The organism is Ancylobacter lacus (assembly GCF_018390635.1).
Classification (GTDB): domain Bacteria; phylum Pseudomonadota; class Alphaproteobacteria; order Rhizobiales; family Xanthobacteraceae; genus Ancylobacter; species Ancylobacter lacus.
In genome coordinates this window covers 214,488-232,973 of the sequence record NZ_JAHBGE010000044.1, presented here as the reverse complement: position 1 = coordinate 232,973, position 18,486 = coordinate 214,488, and the positions used below count along the sequence as shown (strand labels likewise).

The following is an 18,486-nucleotide window of genomic DNA, read 5'->3' as shown; positions in this document are numbered from 1 at the left end:
GCGCCGAAGCCCCTGCTTCGCCCCGAGGATCGGGCGGCGGCAAGACGCCGGTCCCGACGGCTACCGGCCGGGCTCCGCGCGCGCCGGGGCCTCATTCGGCCGGAGCGGGATGGCCCGCGCCGCCGGCACCCGCGCCGGGCGGGCCGGGCGTATGGGCTTCCTGGCGGCCGGGCTCGTGGAGCCCGGGCAGCCCCGCGGCGTGGATTCGGCCCATCAGCGAATAGACCGCCGGCACCACGAACAGGGTGAGCAGCGTGCCCAGACTCATGCCGCCCACGATGACCCAGCCGATCTGCTGGCGGCTCTCCGCGCCCGCGCCATGGGCAATGGCGAGCGGCACCGCGCCCAGCACCATGGCCCCGGTGGTCATGAGGATCGGCCGCAGCCGCAGCACCGCTGCCTCCACCACCGCGGCCCGCCGCTCCAGCCCATGTTCCTGCTGCTGGTTGGCGAACTCGACGATGAGGATGCCGTGTTTGGTGATGAGGCCGACCAGCGTCACCAGCCCGATCTGCGAATAGACGTTCAACGAGCCGCCGGCAAAATACAGCGCCGCCAGCGCCCCGGTCATCGACAGCGGCACGGTGAGCATGATGATGACCGGGTCGCGGAAGCTCTCGAACTGCGCGGCGAGCACGAGATAGATGAAGCCCAGCGCCAGCACGAAGACCACGGCGAGGCTCTGGCCGGCGGCGCGGAACTCGCGGCTCTGGCCGGATACGTCGGTCTGCACCGTCTCGGGCAGCACGTCGCGGGCGGCCTGGTCGAGGAAGGCCAGCGCCTCGCCCTGCGAGGTGCCGGGGGCGAGATTGGCGGAGATGGTGGCGGAGCGAAGCTGGTTGAAGCGCTTCAGCTCCTGCGGGGCCACGGTTTCGCGCACGGTGACGAGATTGGAGAGCTGCACCATCTGGCCGGAGGCGGAGCGCAGGAAGATGGTCTCCAGCGTCTGCGGCGTGGTGCGGTCGCGGGCGTTGAGCTGGACATAGACGTCGTACTGCTCGCCGGCCACCTCGAAGCGCGTCACCTGGCGTCCGCCGAGCAGGCTTTCCAGCGTCCGCCCCACGACGGCGATGTCGATGCCGAGATCGGCCGCCTTGGCCCGGTCGATGGAGAGCGAGATTTCCGGCTTGTTCAGCTTCAGGTCGTTGTCGATGGAGATGAGGCCGGGAAAGTCGCGGATGCGCTCGGTGAAGCGCTTCACATAATCATCGAGCTGCTCATAGGTGCCGGAGGTCTGCAGCACGAACTCAATGGGACGCGAATTGTTGGAGGCGCCGAGCGAGGGCGGGTTGTTGGCGAAGGCGTTGACCCCGGCGATGCGGCGCAGCTCCGGGGTGGCCCCCGCCACCATGCTCTGCTGGCTGCGCGCCCGCTCCGACCAGTCCTTCAGCCGGCCGATGACGAGGAAGCGGTGCACCTCCTGGACGCCGTTGATGATGAGGACGCTTTCCACCTCCGGGAACTTGTCCAGCACGGTCTCGACCTGCGCGGAATAGCGCGAGGTGTAGCCGAGGGTGGAGCCCTCCGGCGCGGTGCCGTTCACCCGGATGATGCCGCGATCCTCCACCGGAGAGAGTTCCGAGGGCAGGATGGAGAGGAAGTAGCCGCTGGCGAGGCCCACCGCGGCGGCGACCACCAGCACGAGCGGGCGCACCCGCAGCGTCGCGGTCAGCAGCCGGCGATAGCCCCCCTCCAGCCCGCGCAGCCCGCGCTCGATGGCCGCGGAGAGCCGGCCGGGACGGCTCTCGTGCTTCAGCAGCCGCGAGCACATCATCGGCGTCAGGGTGAGGGCGACGAAGCCGGAGATCAGCACCGCGCCCGCCAGCGTCAGCGCGAATTCGGTGAAGAGCCGCCCGGTGCGGCCGGCGGCGAAGGCGACGGGGGCATAGACCGCCGCCAGCGTCAGCGTCATCGCGACCACCGCGAAGCCGATTTCCCGCGCCCCGCGTATGGCGGCGGGGATCGGCTTCATGCCGTGCTCGATGTGGCGGAAGATGTTCTCCAGCACCACGATGGCGTCGTCCACCACGAGGCCGATGGCCAGCACCAGCGCGAGCAGCGTCAGCGTGTTCACGCTGAAGCCCAGCGCGTACATGATGGCGAAGGTGGTGACCAGCGAGATCGGGATGGTAACGATCGGGATCAGCGAGGCCCGCAGCGAGCGCAGGAAAATGAGGATCACCAGCACCACCAGCACCACCGCCTCGACGATGGTCTGGTAGACCGACCGGATCGAGCGGTCGATGAAGACCGCATTGTCCTGGCCGATGGTCGCGCTCATGCCCTCGGGCAGGCTGGCATTGATGGCCGGCAGCACGTTGCGGGCGCCGGCCGAGACGTCCAGCGGGTTCGCCACCGCCTGCTTGATGAGGCCGACGATGATCGCCTGGCCGCCCTGGAAGCGGCTGGCGCGGCGCTCGTCCGCGGCGCCCAGCTCCACCCGCGCGACGTCGCTGAGATGGACCTGCGCGCCCCCGGCACGCTTCACCACGATGGCGTTGAACTGGTCGACACCGGTGAGCGCGGTGCGCGAGAGCACGGTGAACTCGCGGTCCACGCTCTCGATGCGCCCGGAAGGGATCTCGACATTCTGCGCCCGCAGCGCGTCCTCGATGTCCTGCACGGTGAGGGCGTAGGCGGCGAGCCGTTCGCGGTCGATCCACACCCGCATGGCGTAGCGGCGCTCGCCATAGATCTGCACGTCGGCGACGCCGGTGAGATTCTTTAACCGGTCGACGACGTAGCGGTCGATGTAATCGGTCAGCTCCAGCCCGTTCATGCGGTCGGAGCGGAACACGACGAACACCACCGGCTGGGAATCCGCCTCCACCTTGGAGATGACCGGCTCGTCGATCTCGTCCGGCAGGCGCTGGCGCACCCGGCTGACGCGGTCGCGCACGTCGCTGGCGGCGGTGTCGGGGTCGATTTCGAGGCGGAACCGCACGGTGATGCGGCTCGATTCCGAGCGGCTGGTGGATTCCAGCACGTCGATGCCTTCGATGCCGGCGATCGAGCCTTCCAGCACCTGGGTGACCTGGCTCTCGACGATGCTGGCGGAGGCGCCGGTATAGGTGGTGACCACCGAGACGACCGGCTCGTCGATATTGGGGTATTCGCGCACGGTGAGACGGGAATAAGAGACGATGCCCACCAGCACCATGAGCAGGCTGAGCACGGTGGCGAACACCGGCCGGCGGATGCAAAGCTCGGAAATACCCATCTGTCCTGCCGTTCGTCCTTGCCTCGCGCCCGCCCTGCCCGCTCCGTCCCGCGGCCGGGATGCCGCCGTCCCTAAGCCCCGCGGCTTTGCCGCCCAGCCTCTGGCTGCGGCTTTGCCCCCCGCCTCAGCCCTGCGGCGGCGGGGGCGGCTCCACCACCTCCACCGGCGCGCCGGAGCGCAGCCGGGCCTGCCCCGCCACCACCACGGTCGCCCCCGGCCTCACCCCGGAGCGAATCTCGACCTCCCCGGCCTGCCGCTCGCCGAGCGTGACCTTGGCCTCCTGTGCCTTGCCGTCGGCGATCACCCAGACGAAGCGTTCCTGCCCGCGCGGCACCACCGCGGCCTCCGGCACGAACAGCGCGGTGCGCGGCACCTCCCCCTTCAGCGTCACCCGCACGAACAGGCCGGGCCGCAGCGTCAGATCGGGGTTGGGCAGCCGGGCCCGCACATTGAGCGAGCGGCCATTGACGTCGACCATGGGGTCGATGGCATAGACCGTGCCGGTGAAGCGCCGGTCGGGAAAGGCATCCACCGTCACCTCCACCGACTGGCCGACCGACACCATGCCGAGGTGGATTTCCGGCACCTTGAAGTCGACCTTCAGCGCGTCGATCTTCTCGAGATTCACCAGCTCGGTGCCGGCGGTGACATAGGCCCCCACCGACAGCGAGCGCAGCCCGACCACCCCGGCGAAAGGCGCGGCGATGCTGTGCTTGGAAAGCTGGACCTGCTGGGTCTGGATGAGGGCGGTGGCGGTGTTGCGCTCGGAAATCGCCTCGTCGAGCGCCCGCGCCGTGCCGGAGCCGGACTGCGACAGCCGCTGCGCCCGCTCGTAATTGGCCCGGGCAAGCTCGAGCCGCGCCTCGATCTCGTCCAGCGAGGCCCGCACCAGCGCGTCGTCCAGCTTCACCAGAAGCTCGCCGGACTGCACCTGCTGGCCTTCCTTGAAGCGGATGTCGGCGATGCGGCCGGCAACCTCGGCGGCCACCTTCACCGACTCGTCGGATTGCAGCGTGCCGATGGAATGAATGTCGGTGGTGGCGCTGGCCTGCCGGGCGGTGGCAATCTCGACCGGCAGCTTCTGCGCCGCCGCCGGCGTCGCGGTCTGCGCCTTCGCCTGCCCGCGCAGCAGCGGCATGTCGGCGGCGATCCAGCCCTTCTGGTGGGCGGCCCCCGCCCCCACCAGCAGAACCCCGATCACCAGAAGAGGCACCAGCATTCGTCGTCGCATGCGGCGGCAATCCTTCGCTGTTGCGTCCTGACGTTACGTCCGTCCGGTCACAACAGATGATACGCCGCTTTCCAACTTAATTCTTTGTCATGCAACGGCGCGGCTTTGCCGCGCCGCAGAGGCCGACGGGCGCGGCCGAAGGCGTTTTTGCCGCGCCGCAGCATGGGGTTCCCAAGGGGCAGACGCAAAGCGACGCCCCCGGAAAGCCGGCCTCAGCCGTTCTTCACCATCACGTGACGGACCACGGTGTAGTCCTCCAGCGCATAGGCCGAGAGGTCCTTGCCGTAGCCGGACTGCTTGAGCCCGCCATGGGGCATCTCGCTGACCAGCATGAAATGGCAGTTCACCCAGGTGCAGCCGTAGCGCAGCCGCGCCGCCGTCGCCATGCCCTTGCCGACATCCTTGGTCCAGACCGAGGAGGCGAGCCCGTAGTCGCTGTCATTGGCCCAGGCCACCGCGTCCTCGACCTCGGAGAAGCGGGTGACGGAAACCACCGGGCCGAACACCTCGCGCCGCACGATCTCGTCGCTCTGCAGCGCGCCGGCCACGACGGTCGGCTCGTAGAAGAAGCCCTTGCCGGCGGCGAGGTGGCCGCCGGTGGCGACCTCGATGTGGTTCTGCTCGGTGGCGCGCTCGACGAAGGAGGCGACACGCGCCCGCTGCCGCGCCGAGATGAGCGGGCCGATGTCGTTCTCGCTGTCGTCGGCCTGGTTGAACTTCAGCGTCGAGACGGCGGAAGCGAGGTCGGCGACGAAGCGGTCATAGATGCGGTCGGCGGCATAGACCCGGCAGGCGGCGGTGCAGTCCTGCCCGGCATTGTAGTAGCCGAACAGCTTGATGCCCTCGACCACCTCGGCGAGGTCGGCGTCGTCGAACACGATGATCGGGGCCTTGCCGCCGAGTTCGAGATGGGTGCGCTTCACCGTCTTGGAGGCGGCGGTCAGCACCTTCTTGCCGGTGGCGATGTCACCGGTCAGCGAGATCATCGCCACCTTGGGGTGGTGGATCAGCGCGTTGCCGACGCTCTCGCCGCGCCCCACCACCACGTTCACCACGCCCTCGGGGAAAATCTCGGCGATGATCCTGGCGAGCTTCAGCAGGGTGAGCGGGGTCTGCTCGGAGGGCTTGATGACGACGGTGTTGCCGCCGGCCAGCGCCGGGGCGAGCTTCCACGCCGCCATCATCAGCGGGTAGTTCCACGGCGCGATCGAGGCGACCACGCCCACCGGGTCGCGGCGGATCATCGAGGTGTGGCCGGCCAGATACTCGCCCGCCACCATGCCGTGCTGGGTGCGCACCGCACCGGCGAAGAAGCGGAAGCAGTCCACCACGCCGGGAATCTCGTCGCGCAGCACGGCATGGCGGGGCTTGCCGCAGTTCAGCGCCTCCAGCGTGGCGAAGCCCTCGGCTTCCTGCTCGATGCGGTCGGCGAGCTTCAGCAGCAGCGCCGAGCGCTCCGCCGGGGTGGTGCGCGACCAGCCGGCGAAGGCGGCGTCGGCGGCGTTCACCGCGGCGTCGATCTGGTCGGGCGAGGCCTCCGGCAGGTCGAGGATGGTTTCCTCGGTGCGGGGGTTCAGCACCGTCTCCGCCGTCTCCGTGCCGGCGACGAAGCTGGAGCCGATGAGCATTTCGGTATCGGTCACGGCGGACATGGATGTCTCTCCCTATTTTCCGCTGCCGGCGACCGCCTCGCCCTCGCGCGTCAGGTAGTAGGCGGCGAGGATGGGCAGGAACGTCACGGCGATGACGAGGACGGCGACGACATTGGTGACGGGGCGCTGGCGCGGGCGGATGAGCTCCGACAGCATCCAGATCGGCAGGGTGGACTGCTGGCCGGCGGTGAAGGTGGTGACGATCACCTCGTCAAAGGACAGCGCAAAGGCCAGCATGCCGCCGGCCAGCAGCGCCGTGCCGACATTGGGCAGGATCACCAGCCGGAAGGTCTGGAAGGCGTCGGCGCCGAGGTCCATCGAGGCCTCGATCAGCGAGGGCGAGAGCCGCCGCAGCCGCGCCACCGCGTTGTTGTAGACCACCACGATGCAGAAGGTGGCGTGGCCGAGCACGATGGTCCAGAACGAGAAGGGCATATCCATCAGCCCGAAGGCCTGGCGCAGCGCGATGCCGGTGACGATGCCCGGCAGCGCGATCGGCAGCACGAACAGCAGCGAGACCGGCTCCCGGCCGAAGAACCGCGCCCGCGCCAGCGCGCCGGCCGCCAGCGTGCCGAGCACCAGCGCGATGGCGGTGGCAAGGCACGCCACCTGCAGCGACAGCCCGACCGCCGCCCAGATGTCGGCGCGGCCCCATACCACGCCGAACCATTTCAGCGTGAAGCCCGGCGGCGGGAAGGCGTAGGAGCGCTCTTCCGTGGTGAAGCAGTAGAGCAGGATGAAGCCGAGCGGCACATGCAGGAAGGCGAGCCCGCCGAGCGCCGCGATCTTGAGGGCGAGCGAGGGGCGGGTCATCGGCGCAGGCCCTCCGGGGTCGGGCCTGCGCAGGCGGCGCGACGGTCACAGCGCATCGAACGCCCCCATCTTCTTCGCCAGCGTCAGGAACAGCGCCATGACGAGGATCGGCACCAGCGAGAAGGCGGCGGCGAGCGGGATGTTTCCCGCCGTCCCCTGCAGCGTGTAGACCGCCTGCCCCAGCACCAGCGCCGAAGTACCGATGATCTGCGGCACGATGTAGTCGCCCAGCGTCAGCGAGAAGGTGAAGATCGCCCCCGCCACCACGCCGGGCATCGCCAGCGGCAGGATCACGCTTCGGAACGCGACGCCCGGGCTGGCGCCGAGATCGCCCGCCGCCTCGATCAGGCTGCCCGGCACCCGCTCCAGCGCCGCCTGCACCGGCAGGATCATGAAGGGCAGCCAGAGATAGGTGAACACCAGCACCATGCCGGTGTAGCTGACCGACAACGAGGGCCCGCCCACCACCGGCAGGTCGAGCCACCACGCCAGCGCGCCGCCGAGCCCGAGATGGCTGGCGAACCAGCCGATGGCGCCCTCCTTGGCCAGCAGCAGCTTCCAGCCATAGACCTTCACGAGATAGCTGGACCACAGCGGCATCATGACCGCGAGATAGAAGCCGGCCTTGGCCCGCGGCCCGGCGTGACGGGCGGCGTAATGGGCCACCGGAAAACCGATGACCGCGCAGAGCAGCGTCACCACCGCGGAAATGGCGACGGTGCGCAGCAGGATGTCGAAATTGGCCGGGCTGAACAGCTCCGCCAGCGTCGCCAGCGTCGGCTCCCGCACGATGGTGCCGGAGAACTCGTCGATGGAGAAGATCGACTGGGCGAGGAAGACGAACAGGCTGCCGAGATAGACCACGCCGAGCCAGAGCAGCGGCGGCACCAGCATCAGCAGGAGCAGCAGCCCCCGCCGGCGCACCAGAACGTCCGAGAGACGGCGGCGCAGCCCCTCCCGCGGGGCGGGCAGGCCGATGGCGAGGCTCATCGTTCGCCCTCCATCGGGTGCAGCGCGGCGAGCGGCACGGCGAGCCGCACCTGCGCGCCGGGGCCGACATCCACCGTGCGCGCCGCCGGCACCACCGCGGCGATGGCGTGGCCGCTGGCGGTGCGCACCGTGATGCGGCGGACCGGGCCCTGATAGGACACGTCCACCACCGCCGCTTCCAGCGCGGCGACCCCGGCCGCGGCAGCCTCGCCGGGCGCGAGGAGGCCGATCTTCTCCGGCCGCAGGCTGGCGGCACGGGCCGGCGCGCCGAGGGCGGCCGCCTCCCCCGCGCTCAGCACATTGGCCGAGCCGACGAATTCGGCGACGAAACGGGTGGCCGGGCACTCATAGACCTGTTCCGGCGGGCCGACCTGAACGATGCGGCCCTCGTTGAACACCGCGACCCGGTCGGCCATGGAGAGCGCCTCGCCCTGGTCGTGGGTGACGAAGACGAAGGTGAGGCCCAGGGCGCGCTGCAACCCCTTCAGCTCCACCTGCATCTCCTCGCGCAGCTTGAGATCCAGCGCGCCGAGCGGCTCGTCCAGCAGCAGCACCTTGGGGCGCAGCACCAGTGCCCGGGCGAGCGCCACCCGCTGGCGCTGGCCGCCGGAGAGCTGGGAGGGCTTGCGCCCCTCCATGCCGGCGAGCTTCACGAGGCCGAGCGCCTCGCGCGCCGCCGCCTCCCGCGCCGCCCGGCCGACGCCGCGCACCCGCAGCCCATAGGCGACGTTCTCGCCCACGGTGAGATGGGGGAACAGCGCGTAGTCCTGGAACACCGTGTTCACCGCCCGGCGATAGGGCGGCAGGCCTTCCACTGTCTCGCCGAAAATCTCGATATGGCCGCCATCGGGCTGCTCGAAGCCGGCGATGAGGCGCAGGCACGTCGTCTTGCCCGAGCCGGAGGGGCCGAGCATGGCGAAGAACTCGCCGGCCGCGATGGACAGGTCCACGCCGTCAACCGCCTTCACGGCGCCGAAATGCTTCACCACCCCGGCGAACCGGACGGCGGAGGTGGCGGCGACGGAGGTGGCGGGAGCGTTCATGACGACGTCCGGGACGGGCTAGGGCGGGAAGGGCAGGCTAAGCGGCGATCGCCGCGGCCGCCCGAGTCAGGGCGGCGCCGAGGGCCGGACGGGTGCAAGGGCACGGGCGGCTGACGGACGCAGGGCCGCGGCACCCGGGCGGAACCCGGGCTGGCGGGAGCCACGGCCAGCCGGGGCTCGCCCGGCCGGCCGATCGCGGGGGCCGTCAGCCGGGCGCTCAGCGCCCGCCGAGCACGGCGATGTAGTCCGACACCCAGCGGTAATAGGGCACGCAGCCATTCGCCTGGGTCGGGCACTTCGCCACCGGGGTGCGCCAGAACCGGATCTTCTCGAATTCCTCGGCGCCGTTGGTCTTGCAGCCCTCATCCGTCAGCAGGGCATTGCCCTTGCAGGCGGCGGGAACGGAGGGCACCGAGCCGAACCACGCGGCGAGGTCGCCCTGCACCTTCGGGTCGAGCGAGTGCTCCATCCACTTGTAGGCGCAGTTCGGATGCTTGGCGTCGGCATGCAGCATGGTGGTGTCGGCCCAGCCGGTCGCGCCCTCGCTCGGAATGGTGGAGGCGATCGGCTTCTTCTGGCTGACCAGCAGGTTCACCTGGAACGGCCAGGAGGAGGAGGCCACCACGCCCTCATTGGTGAAGTCGTCGACCTGCACCATGGCATCGTGCCAGTAGCGCTGGACGATCTTGCGCTGGGCGCGCAGCAGGTCGAGCGCGGCCTTGTACTGGTCCTCGTTCAGCTCATAGGGGTCCTTGATGCCGAGCTCGGGCTTGTGCGCCATCAGGTAGAGCGCGGCGTCGGCGATGTAGATCGGGCCGTCGAAGGCCTGGACGCGGCCCTTGTTGGACTTGCCGTCCGGCAGGTCCTGCTCCTCGAACACCACGCTCCAGCTCTTGGGCGCGCCGTCCTTGAACACCTCGGTGTTGTACATCAGCACGTTGGAGCCCCACTGGTAGGGCACGCCGTAATGCACGCCGTTCACCGTGTGCCACGGCGCATCCTGCAGGCGGGGATCGACGCTCGACCAGCTCTTGATGAGCTTGGTGTTGATGGGCGCCACCTTCTTGCCGGCGATGAGGCGCAGCGAGGCGTCGCCCGAGGCGGTGACGAGGTCGAAGCCGCCCTCGTTCATCAGCGCCACCATCTCGTCCGAGGTGCCGGCGGTCTTCACATTGACCTTGCAGCCGGTCTCCTTCTCGAAGGACGTGACCCAGTCATAGCCCTTGTCGGTCTCGCCGCGCTCGATATAGCCGGGCCAGGCGACGATATCGACCTGTCCCTCGCCCTTGCCGATGGATTTCAGCTCGGCGGCAAGGGCGGGCTGAAGGGCGAGCGAAAGGCTGGCGACGCCAGCCAGCAGATGCAGGCACGAACGGACTGCGCGCATGTCGATTCCCTCTGTTCCGGCCGCTTGTGCGGGCCTTTGCCGGAAGTGTGGCGCCGCAACGGCAATCGCGCCACACCAAAGATCAGAAGGCAGGCATCGGAAAAACCGATGAGCATTGCGTGGGCAATCCGGTCAGCGCGGCCGCCCGCCATGGCGGGTCGCCGCCACCGAGAGCAGGCCCGCGGCAGCGGCCGAGAGCGGCGAGCCGCGACGCCAGACGGTGGCGACCTCGATGGCTGGCACCTCTTCCGCCAGCGGCCGGGCCTCGATCTTGTCGCCTTCCAGCGACCAGGGGCGGTAGGTGAGATCGGGCAGCACCGCCACCCCCGCCCCGGTCGCCACCAGCGAGCGCACTGCCTCCACCGAGCGGGTGCGGAAGGCGACCGGCGGGCGCAGGCCGAGCCGCCGCCACACCACCTCGGACGCCTCGGCGATCTCGTCGATGGTCAGCAGCACATGCGGCGCCTCGGCGAGGTCGCGCATGCTCACCCGCTCCTCCTGCGCCGCCGGGTGGCCGAGCGGCAGCCACACCCGGTAGGGCGAGACCTCCATCGTCTCCACATGCAACGAGGCGGAACGGCGGCCGGGCGACAGCACCATCACCGCGATGTCGAGTTCGCCGCCGATCAGCAGGTGTTCGAGATAGTCGCCGGCATCCTCCACCGCCTCCACCGCGACATCGGGGAAGGCCCGGCGGTAGCGGGCGAGCAGATCGGAGAAGACGTAGCCGGCGACCAGCGGCGTCACCCCCAGCGCCAGCCGGCCGCTGAGCGCCGCCGCCTCGCCGCCGGAAAGGGCACGCCGGGCATCGGCCACGTCCGCCAGGATCTTGCGGGCGTGGCGCAGGAAATGGTGGCCCTTCAGGGTGAGGTCGGCGCCGCGGGCATGGCGGTCGAGCAGGCGGAAGCCGAGATCGGCCTCCAGCTCGCGCAGCGCCTCGGTGACGGTGGACTGCGAGATGGACAGCGTCTGCGCCGCCGAGGAGACCGAGCCGTTCTCCGCCACGGCAACGAAGTACTGGAGCTGGCGCAGCGAAAAAGCCATCGGCATTCCCGAAAGGATGCGGAAGCGACGATGCTAACCCGCCGCGCCGCCGGCGGCTACCGCGCCAGCAGGCTCTTCAGCTCGAAGCCCTCATCCGCCGCCTCTTCCGGGGTCAGGCTGGGCCGGCCGGCGAGCAGGCGGCGGCCGAGCATGTGGTCGGCCGGGCGGTTCACGCTCTCGATGGCGGTGAGCCGGCGCTCGTGGAAGCGGAACACCGAGAACCGCCGCGAGGCGGGATCGCCGCGCAGCACCGCGCTGTCGGTCGGGGCGGCGAGGCCGACGATCTGCAGCTTGAGATCGGCCTGGTCGCTCCAGAACCACGGCACCGCCGCGTAGGGCGCGGGCTTGCCGGTGAGGCGATGGGCGAGGCACCGGGCCTGGTCCACCGCGTTCTGCACCGATTCCAGCCGCACCGTGAGCCCGGCATGGACGCTGGGATAGGACACCGCGTCGCCGAGCGCGGAAATGGCGGGGTCGGCGGTGGCCAGCGTCTCGTCGACCACGATGCCGTTGCGCACCTCAAGCCCCGCTTCCGCCGCCAGCTCGGCATTGGGCACCACGCCGATGCCGACCACCACGAGATCGGCGGGAAACACCGTGCCGCCACCGGGCCGCAGTGCGCCGTCGGCGACCTCCACCCCCGTCACCGCGCCGTCGCGGCCATGCAGGGCGACGACACCGGCGGAGAGCGCGAGACGGGTGCCCATGGCGCGGTGGGCCTCGGCGAAGAAGGCGGACATCGGCTGGGAGACCGCGCGCCCCATCGGGTGCAGGGTCGCCTCCACCGCCGTGACGTCATGGCCGAGCGCCCGGGCCACCGCGGCGAATTCCAGCCCGATGAAGCCGGCGCCGACCACCACCACCCGCCGGGCGGCGGCGAGCCGGGCCTTCAGCACCTGCGCGTCCGCCAGGGTGCGCAGGTAGAACACGCCGTCGAGATCGGCTCCCGCCACCGGCAGCGGCCGGTTGCGGGCGCCGGTGGCGAGCACGAGATGCCCGTAGTCCAGCGCGGTGCCGTCGGCGAGGCGCACCCGCCGCGCCGCCCGCTCGATGGCGACGGCGCGGCCATGCAGCAGTTCGATGCGGTGGTCGGCGTAGAAGGCCGCCGGGCGCAGCTCGAGCTGGCTGGCGTCGGCCTCGCCCTTCAGGAAGGCCTTCGAGAGCGGCGGGCGCTGGTAGGGCAGGCCCGGCTCCTCGCCGAGCAGCCGCACCGGCCCGGCATAGCCGGCCTCCCGCAGCGAGGCGGCGAGCTGGAAACCGCCCTGCCCCGCCCCGACGATCAGCACGCCGCTCATGCCCGCTCTCCTTCCGCACGCGCCTGCGCGCCGGCCACCAGCCGGTCGCGCTCGTCATAGATCAGCGTCGCGATCGCCGTCATGAACGCCTCGTCCGGCAGCCCCGGCGGCAGCGGCGGCAGGTAGGAGACGGTGATCTCCCCCGCCCGCACCGAAAAGCGCCGCGCCGGCCAGTACAGCCCGGCATTCACCGCCACCGGCACCACGGGAACGCGCAGCGCCTTGTAGAGCAGCAGCACGCCGCGGTGGAAGTCCGCCCGCTCGGTGACGGCGCGGCGGGTGCCCTCCGGGAAGATAAGCAGGCTGCGCCCGGCGGCCAGCGCCTCGCGCGCCTCGCGGAACATCTTCTTCATCGCGGTGGCGCCGCCGGCGCGGTCGATGTCGATCATCGGCGAACGCCGCAGGAACCAGCCGAACACCGGGATGCGGTAGAGCTCTTCCTTCAGCACCACCGCCACATCCGGCACCAGCACCGCGAAGGCGATGGTCTCCCAGGCCGACTGGTGGTTGCTGACATAGAGCGCCGGCCCGGCCGGCCGGTTGGCACCGCCGATCTCGCGATAGCCGAGCCCGCCCAGCACCCTCAGCCCCTTCAGGATGCCGCCGGCCCAGAGCCGCGACACCCGCCGCACCTGCGCCGGGTTCCGGCGCCAGGCCAGCCACGGCAGGGTGGCGGCGAGCAGCAGGGTCCACAGCACGAGGAAGACGACGAAGGCGGCGGAGCGCAGTTTCTGCATCGGGTCCGGTTCGCGAGGGGAGAACGGGCGCCGGGTCTAGCAGATCGCGCGGGGGAGAGGGAGGGGCCCAGGCGGTCCGGCGGCAGTGGACGGACGGCGAACGGGCGGCGGACGGGCGACGGCGGCATGGAGTGGCGCCGTGCGGCGCCGGGCTCCGAAGTGGAAAAGACCGCACCCGCGGTCCGCGCCGCGGCGAGATCCGGGCCGACCTCGCGCGCCCGCCGCCGGGCCCCGCATCGTTCCCCAGCCCCCCGCTTCGGCCCCCCTGCACAGCCGTCAGCCGCCCGCCGTCACCCCGGCGCCGGCCGCCCCCTGCTTCACCACCCCCCGCGCCAAAAGCCCCGCGCCGTTGCCGGCCGGGGGTGTGGGTCAGGCCCTTCGCCCGTCGAAGGGCGTGCGGGGCACCGGGCGGACGCCACCGGCGGCCGCTCGCACCTTTGTTTTAGAAGGTGGTGCAAGCCTTCACTCAGCCAACCGACGCGCCGTTCCCGGCGCCCCGCACGCGGTGTTTGGAGGCTTGCTCCGGACGACCCCTGGAGGAGCGATCTTGTTATCCTCCACTTTTGGGCCCCTTCACGCCGCGCGTTCCCTTCAGACGAACGAAGGGAGGCCACGTACGCTTCGCCCAGCGAACGGTGCTGGCACCGCCCGGGAGCATCCGGCTTGGGCCGCCGCCGCTTCGGGTGCGTTACTCCCTCCGCCACGGCCACCGCACCCGTCCCACGCCCCGGTCGCTCCGGAACGTCCCTTCGGCGGGGACAGATGAACCAAGAATTCCAGATGATAGGATTTTTGTCTAGGATTATTTTCGGATACTACCTCAAACCTCGACCGGCGCCTTCAGGCCGGCGTCGTCGCCGCCGCCCCGCCTCAGGTCGCGATCAGCTCGAAACGGTCGGCGTCGAACAGGCCGAAATCGGTGATCTTCAGGTGCGGAATCACCGGCAGCGGCAGGAACGCCACCTGCAGGAACGGCTCCGGCAGGGTGCAGCCCAGCGCCCGCGCCGCCGCACGCAGCGGCAGCAGGGCGTCGTGCACCGCCTCATAGGGCAGGTCCGACATCAGCCCGGCGACGGGCAGCGCCAGCTCGGCGCGGACCTCGCCGCCCTCCGTCACCACGAAGCCGCCCTTCAGCGCGATGAGCCGGTTCACCGCCAACGCCATGTCGGCGTCGTCGGCCCCGACCACGGTGATGTTGTGGCTGTCATGGCCGACCGAGGAGGCGATGGCCCCGCGCTTCAGCCCGAAGCCGTGGACGAAGGCCCGGCCGATATTGTCGTTGCGGCCATGGCGCGCGACCACGCACACCTTCACCGCGTCCTGGGCGAGGTCGACCTGCTTCTCGCCGTCGATCAGGGGCAGGTCCAGCGTCACCCGCTCGGTGATGATGCGGCCGGGCACCACGCCGATGACCGGGGTCGAGGCGGCCGCCGAGGGAATGCGGAAGGCGGCCGCCTCCACCGTCTTCGCCTTCACCGAATCCATGCCAACCGGCGCCACCGCCGGCCGCGCCGCGAACAGCTCCGGCGTCACCAGCCGCCCGGCGCTGATGACCTTCGCCACCCGGCAGCCCGCCAGATCGTCCAGCAGCACGATGTCGGCCCGCCGCCCCGGCGCGATGAGCCCGCGATCGGCGAGGCCGAAGGCGTTGGCCGCCGACCAGCTCGCCACCCGGTAGACATGGTGCAGCGGTGCCCCGGCGGCGATGGCGGTGCGGATCATGTGGTCGAGATGGCCTTCCTCGGCGATGTCGAGCGGGTTGCGGTCGTCGGTGCAGAAGGCGAGGAAGGCCGAGGTGTCGGCGTCGATCAGCGGAATCAGCGCGTCGAGGTCCTTCGACACCGAGCCCTCGCGGATGAGGATGCTCATGCCCTTGCGCAGCTTCTCCCGGGCTTCCGGCAGGGTGGTGGATTCGTGCTCGGTGCGGATGCCGGCGGCGATGTAGCCGTTGAGGTCGCGGCCGGAGAGCAGCGGGCAGTGCCCGTCGATATGCCCGCCGGCGAAGGCCTCGAGCTTGGCCAGCACGCCGGGATCGCGGAACAGCACGCCGGGATAGTTCATGAACTCGGCCAGCCCGATGCCGGAGGCATCGCCCCGCAGCGCCACGAGGTCGGCCGCCTCCAGCGCGGCGCCGGCGGTCTCGAAGGTGGTGGCGGGCACGCAGGAGGAGAGCTGTACCCTGAGATCCATCACGGTGGCGCGGGCGCTGCGCTGGAAATAGCGGATGCCCTCGGCGCCGAGCACATTGGCGATCTCGTGGGGGTCGCAGATGGCGGTGGTCACCCCGTGGGGCAGCACGCAGCGGTCGAATTCCAGCGGGGTGACCAGCGAGGATTCGACGTGCAGATGCGCGTCGATGAAGCCGGGCACCGCGAACAGGCCGCGCCCGTCGATCTCCTGCGCGCCGCTGTAGCGGTCATAGGTGCCGACGATGCGCTCGCCGCAGATGGCGATGTCGGTCTCGGTGAGCGCCCCGGTGATGACGTCGAGCAGCCGCACATCCTTGATCACGAGGTCGGCGGGGGCGACGCCGCGCCCCTGATCGATGGCCCGGGCGAGAAAGGCGGCGTCGACGGGGCGGGACGGCAGGGACATGGCGGCGGCTCCGGGAGGGGGAGCCTTCTTTATGGCAGGCTCGCCGCCGCAGCGGCACCCCCGAAAAGTACGGCGGCGTCCGGGGCACACCTACCCCCGGGACAGAAAAGTTGCTGGTCAAAATACGGCGGCACTGCGGACAGCGATTGCGAACCGGCTGGAGCGGGCTTCATGGTGAAACCGAAGACATGTACGCCACTGTACTGACCAGATGCCGGTCCGAAATCCTCGGACCGGCATCTGGTCGATTTCAGTGACTCATCAGAAAACCGTAGCAGAGAATTTTGAGACTAATCGAGATCACCACCAGCCCGATACCGCCAATGATCCAATAGGTCTCGCTTAAATAGGGTAGAGCTATTTCCAAAGCCTCGCGCTCCTCCAGCTGATGGAGAAGCCCCTGTGGCAAGCGCGCCATCGCGATCAATCGCCTGCGTGCGACGTAGCTGCGAAAGACAGGCACCGAGATCAACAGAAACCCGACAAACTCCAAAATATAGGAGATCAGCAGAACATTGTGCGACATCGACGTCCTCCCGGTTCGATGGAGACACCCTATGGCAGGGAGTTCAGCCATCCGTCAGAATGGAAATCTACTTCCTCACTACGGACTTCTTGACAGCCCCAGCCCGTCCCTCCGACCGCACGGGCAGAGGGTGCACCGTGGCACCAGTCACGGCCGCACCGGACGGGGGCACGATTTCAATACGCAAGGTGCTGCCGCAGATCTCGGCGACCTGCAGAAGGGTCAACAGCATCGTACCATTGGGGGTCCGCCCCCGCTCGATATTAGAGACCCGCTGCTGGCTGACGCCGAGTGCCAATGCAAGATGGGCCTGGGTCAGACCAGCGGCATTTCGCAGAGATCGAACGATCCGCGCGCAGTCGGCCGACGCATAGGCACCCATCGGCCGGAGTCGAAAATTCGCGCCGCGCGCCTCGTCGAGCAAATGCGACAAGGCTCGAACGCCGCCACGCATCGGCTTCTCCGCTTCGCGAGCCGCCAGCTTCTCGTCAAAACCACTCAAAATCCTGGTCACGTTGGCCTCTCCTCAAGGTTCCATTCTTCAGGGCAGGAAAGGCGAGGCGCTAAGCGCCCCGCCTCTCAAAAGAATTCGACGCAGGAAGTTCTCCCGGAGGATATAACCAGACGATTCTATTCTCAGTCCAGTCATACCTGACAAAGATAATTACTGATAGATTAGACATAGATCCAATCGTATACAAAGTTCCGTCGGCATCATAGTCGTAGAAAAAAACCTTACTCTCCTCTACGAGCTCGGTAATACCCACATCGGGCCTGTCTTCGATATAAGCGAGTAAACTCGTTACTTCCTTAAGTCGCCTTCGATATTTTCCGCGCTCTGCGAGATAGAGGCGGATGAACTCTGCTTCAACTTCGGGACTCCACGTAAACGCGGCCATCTGGCTCTCCTGCAAGCTGAGAACTCGAGCACGCCACACGATGAGTCTGGAGACCGCCCCCAACGATCTGTCCTCGCTTACATCTTGCTGCATTGTGCTGCAGCAACCGGGAGTCGTCAAGAAAAAACAACTCTGACGATGTTAAATCGCAGATGGAAGGACCGGAGCACTGTGGCCGCAAATCTCGTTCGGAACGCCGCCGCCGTCGGCGACGCAACGATGTAAGTCAGGAAGATCGGAGCGAGGTTCTCCCCCTCAGAACCCCTCGTCCTCGGTGCCGCCGACCTCGACCAGTTCCACCCCGTGGAGCTGGCAGGCCTCGCGCAGCCCGGGCGAGGGCACGGCGTCGGTGATGAAGGTGTCGATCTCGCTGATATGGCCGATCCGCACCGGGGCGGCACGCTCCAGCTTGGAGCGGTCGGCCACCAGGATGACCTGCCGGGCATTGTCGATGATGGCGCGGGCCACCTGCACCTCGCGGTAGTCGAAATCGAGCAGCGTGCCGTCCTCCTCGATGGCGGAGGCGCCGATCACCGCGTAGTCGACCCGGAACTGGCGGACGAAATCCACCGCCGCCGAGCCGATGACGGCGCCGTCGGCATGGCGCACCGGGCCGCCGGCCATGATCAGCTCGATCTTGGGGTGGCGGTAGAGCAGCGTCGCGACATTGAGGTTGTTGGTGATGACCAGCAGGTCCTCGTGGTCGCCGAGCGCGCGGGCGACCTCCTCCGTGGTGGTGCCGATGTTGATGAAGAGCGAGGCCCGGTTCGGCACCACCCGGGCGGCGGCGTCGCCGATGGCGCGCTTGGCGCCCTGCGCCATCACCCGGCGGGCCTCATAGGCCACGTTCTCCACGCCCGAGGCCACCACCGCGCCGCCATGCACCCGCGACATCAGCCGGCGCACGCACAGGTCGTTGAGGTCCTTGCGGATGGTCTGCGGCGAGACGTCGAACCGGCTGGCGAGGTCCTCCACGCTGACGCGCCCCTGCGCCCGGGCCAGCACCAGAATGTCCTGCTGTCGGGAGGAGATGGCGTTCATGGCACTCGTCGCA

General features: G+C 69.3%; 14 protein-coding genes. All 14 read right to left on the bottom strand.

From position 1 onward, the window contains the following. Positions 1-91: 91 nt before the first annotated feature. On the bottom strand, positions 92-3,220 hold the full coding sequence (locus KHC27_RS09965) for an efflux RND transporter permease subunit (RefSeq protein WP_213338490.1): 3,129 nt from the start codon (positions 3,218-3,220) through the stop codon (positions 92-94). A gap of 124 nt (positions 3,221-3,344) precedes the next feature. Continuing rightward, positions 3,345-4,451: an efflux RND transporter periplasmic adaptor subunit gene (locus KHC27_RS09960; RefSeq protein WP_213338483.1), complete on the bottom strand. Its 1,107-nt coding sequence runs from the start codon at positions 4,449-4,451 to the stop codon at positions 3,345-3,347. Positions 4,452-4,663: 212 nt separating this feature from the next. Next, positions 4,664-6,103, bottom strand: a complete 1,440-nt coding sequence (locus KHC27_RS09955; RefSeq protein ID WP_213338481.1) for a gamma-aminobutyraldehyde dehydrogenase — start codon at positions 6,101-6,103, stop codon at positions 4,664-4,666. Positions 6,104-6,115: 12 nt separating this feature from the next. Beyond that, positions 6,116-6,916 carry an ABC transporter permease gene (locus tag KHC27_RS09950; RefSeq protein WP_213338479.1) on the bottom strand — a complete coding sequence of 267 codons (801 nt, stop codon included), beginning with the start codon at positions 6,914-6,916 and terminating at the stop codon, positions 6,116-6,118. Between the two features lie 45 nt (positions 6,917-6,961). Next, on the bottom strand, positions 6,962-7,906 hold the full coding sequence (locus KHC27_RS09945) for an ABC transporter permease (RefSeq protein WP_213338478.1): 945 nt from the start codon (positions 7,904-7,906) through the stop codon (positions 6,962-6,964). Beyond that, positions 7,903-8,949 carry an ABC transporter ATP-binding protein gene (locus tag KHC27_RS09940; RefSeq protein WP_213338476.1) on the bottom strand — a complete coding sequence of 349 codons (1,047 nt, stop codon included), beginning with the start codon at positions 8,947-8,949 and terminating at the stop codon, positions 7,903-7,905. Before KHC27_RS09940 ends, KHC27_RS09945 begins: the two co-directional genes overlap by 4 nt. Before the next feature lie 217 nt (positions 8,950-9,166). Then, entirely contained in the window at positions 9,167-10,336 is a 1,170-nt protein-coding gene (locus KHC27_RS09935) for an ABC transporter substrate-binding protein (RefSeq protein ID WP_213338474.1), read from the bottom strand. 132 nt (positions 10,337-10,468) lie between these two features. Then, positions 10,469-11,380, bottom strand: coding sequence for a LysR substrate-binding domain-containing protein (locus tag KHC27_RS09930; protein WP_213338472.1), 912 nt, complete (start codon positions 11,378-11,380; stop codon positions 10,469-10,471). Positions 11,381-11,436: 56 nt separating this feature from the next. Beyond that, positions 11,437-12,675 (bottom strand): NAD(P)/FAD-dependent oxidoreductase, encoded by a 1,239-nt coding sequence (locus KHC27_RS09925; RefSeq protein WP_213338469.1) that lies wholly within the window; start codon positions 12,673-12,675, stop codon positions 11,437-11,439. Continuing rightward, positions 12,672-13,412: a lysophospholipid acyltransferase family protein gene (locus tag KHC27_RS09920; RefSeq protein WP_213338465.1), complete on the bottom strand. Its 741-nt coding sequence runs from the start codon at positions 13,410-13,412 to the stop codon at positions 12,672-12,674. Before KHC27_RS09920 ends, KHC27_RS09925 begins: the two co-directional genes overlap by 4 nt. Positions 13,413-14,282: 870 nt before the next feature. Further along, complete coding sequence (ade, locus tag KHC27_RS09915; RefSeq protein ID WP_213338464.1) at positions 14,283-16,007, bottom strand: adenine deaminase; 1,725 nt, start codon at positions 16,005-16,007, stop codon at positions 14,283-14,285. Positions 16,008-16,257: 250 nt separating this feature from the next. Beyond that, entirely contained in the window at positions 16,258-16,533 is a 276-nt protein-coding gene (locus KHC27_RS09910; protein WP_213338463.1) for a hypothetical protein, read from the bottom strand. A 67-nt stretch (positions 16,534-16,600) separates the two neighbouring features. After that, on the bottom strand, positions 16,601-17,047 hold the full coding sequence (locus tag KHC27_RS09905; protein WP_213338459.1) for a helix-turn-helix transcriptional regulator: 447 nt from the start codon (positions 17,045-17,047) through the stop codon (positions 16,601-16,603). Between the two features lie 640 nt (positions 17,048-17,687). Beyond that, complete coding sequence (locus tag KHC27_RS09900) at positions 17,688-18,473, bottom strand: DeoR/GlpR family DNA-binding transcription regulator (protein WP_213338457.1); 786 nt, start codon at positions 18,471-18,473, stop codon at positions 17,688-17,690. Positions 18,474-18,486 lie beyond the last annotated feature (13 nt).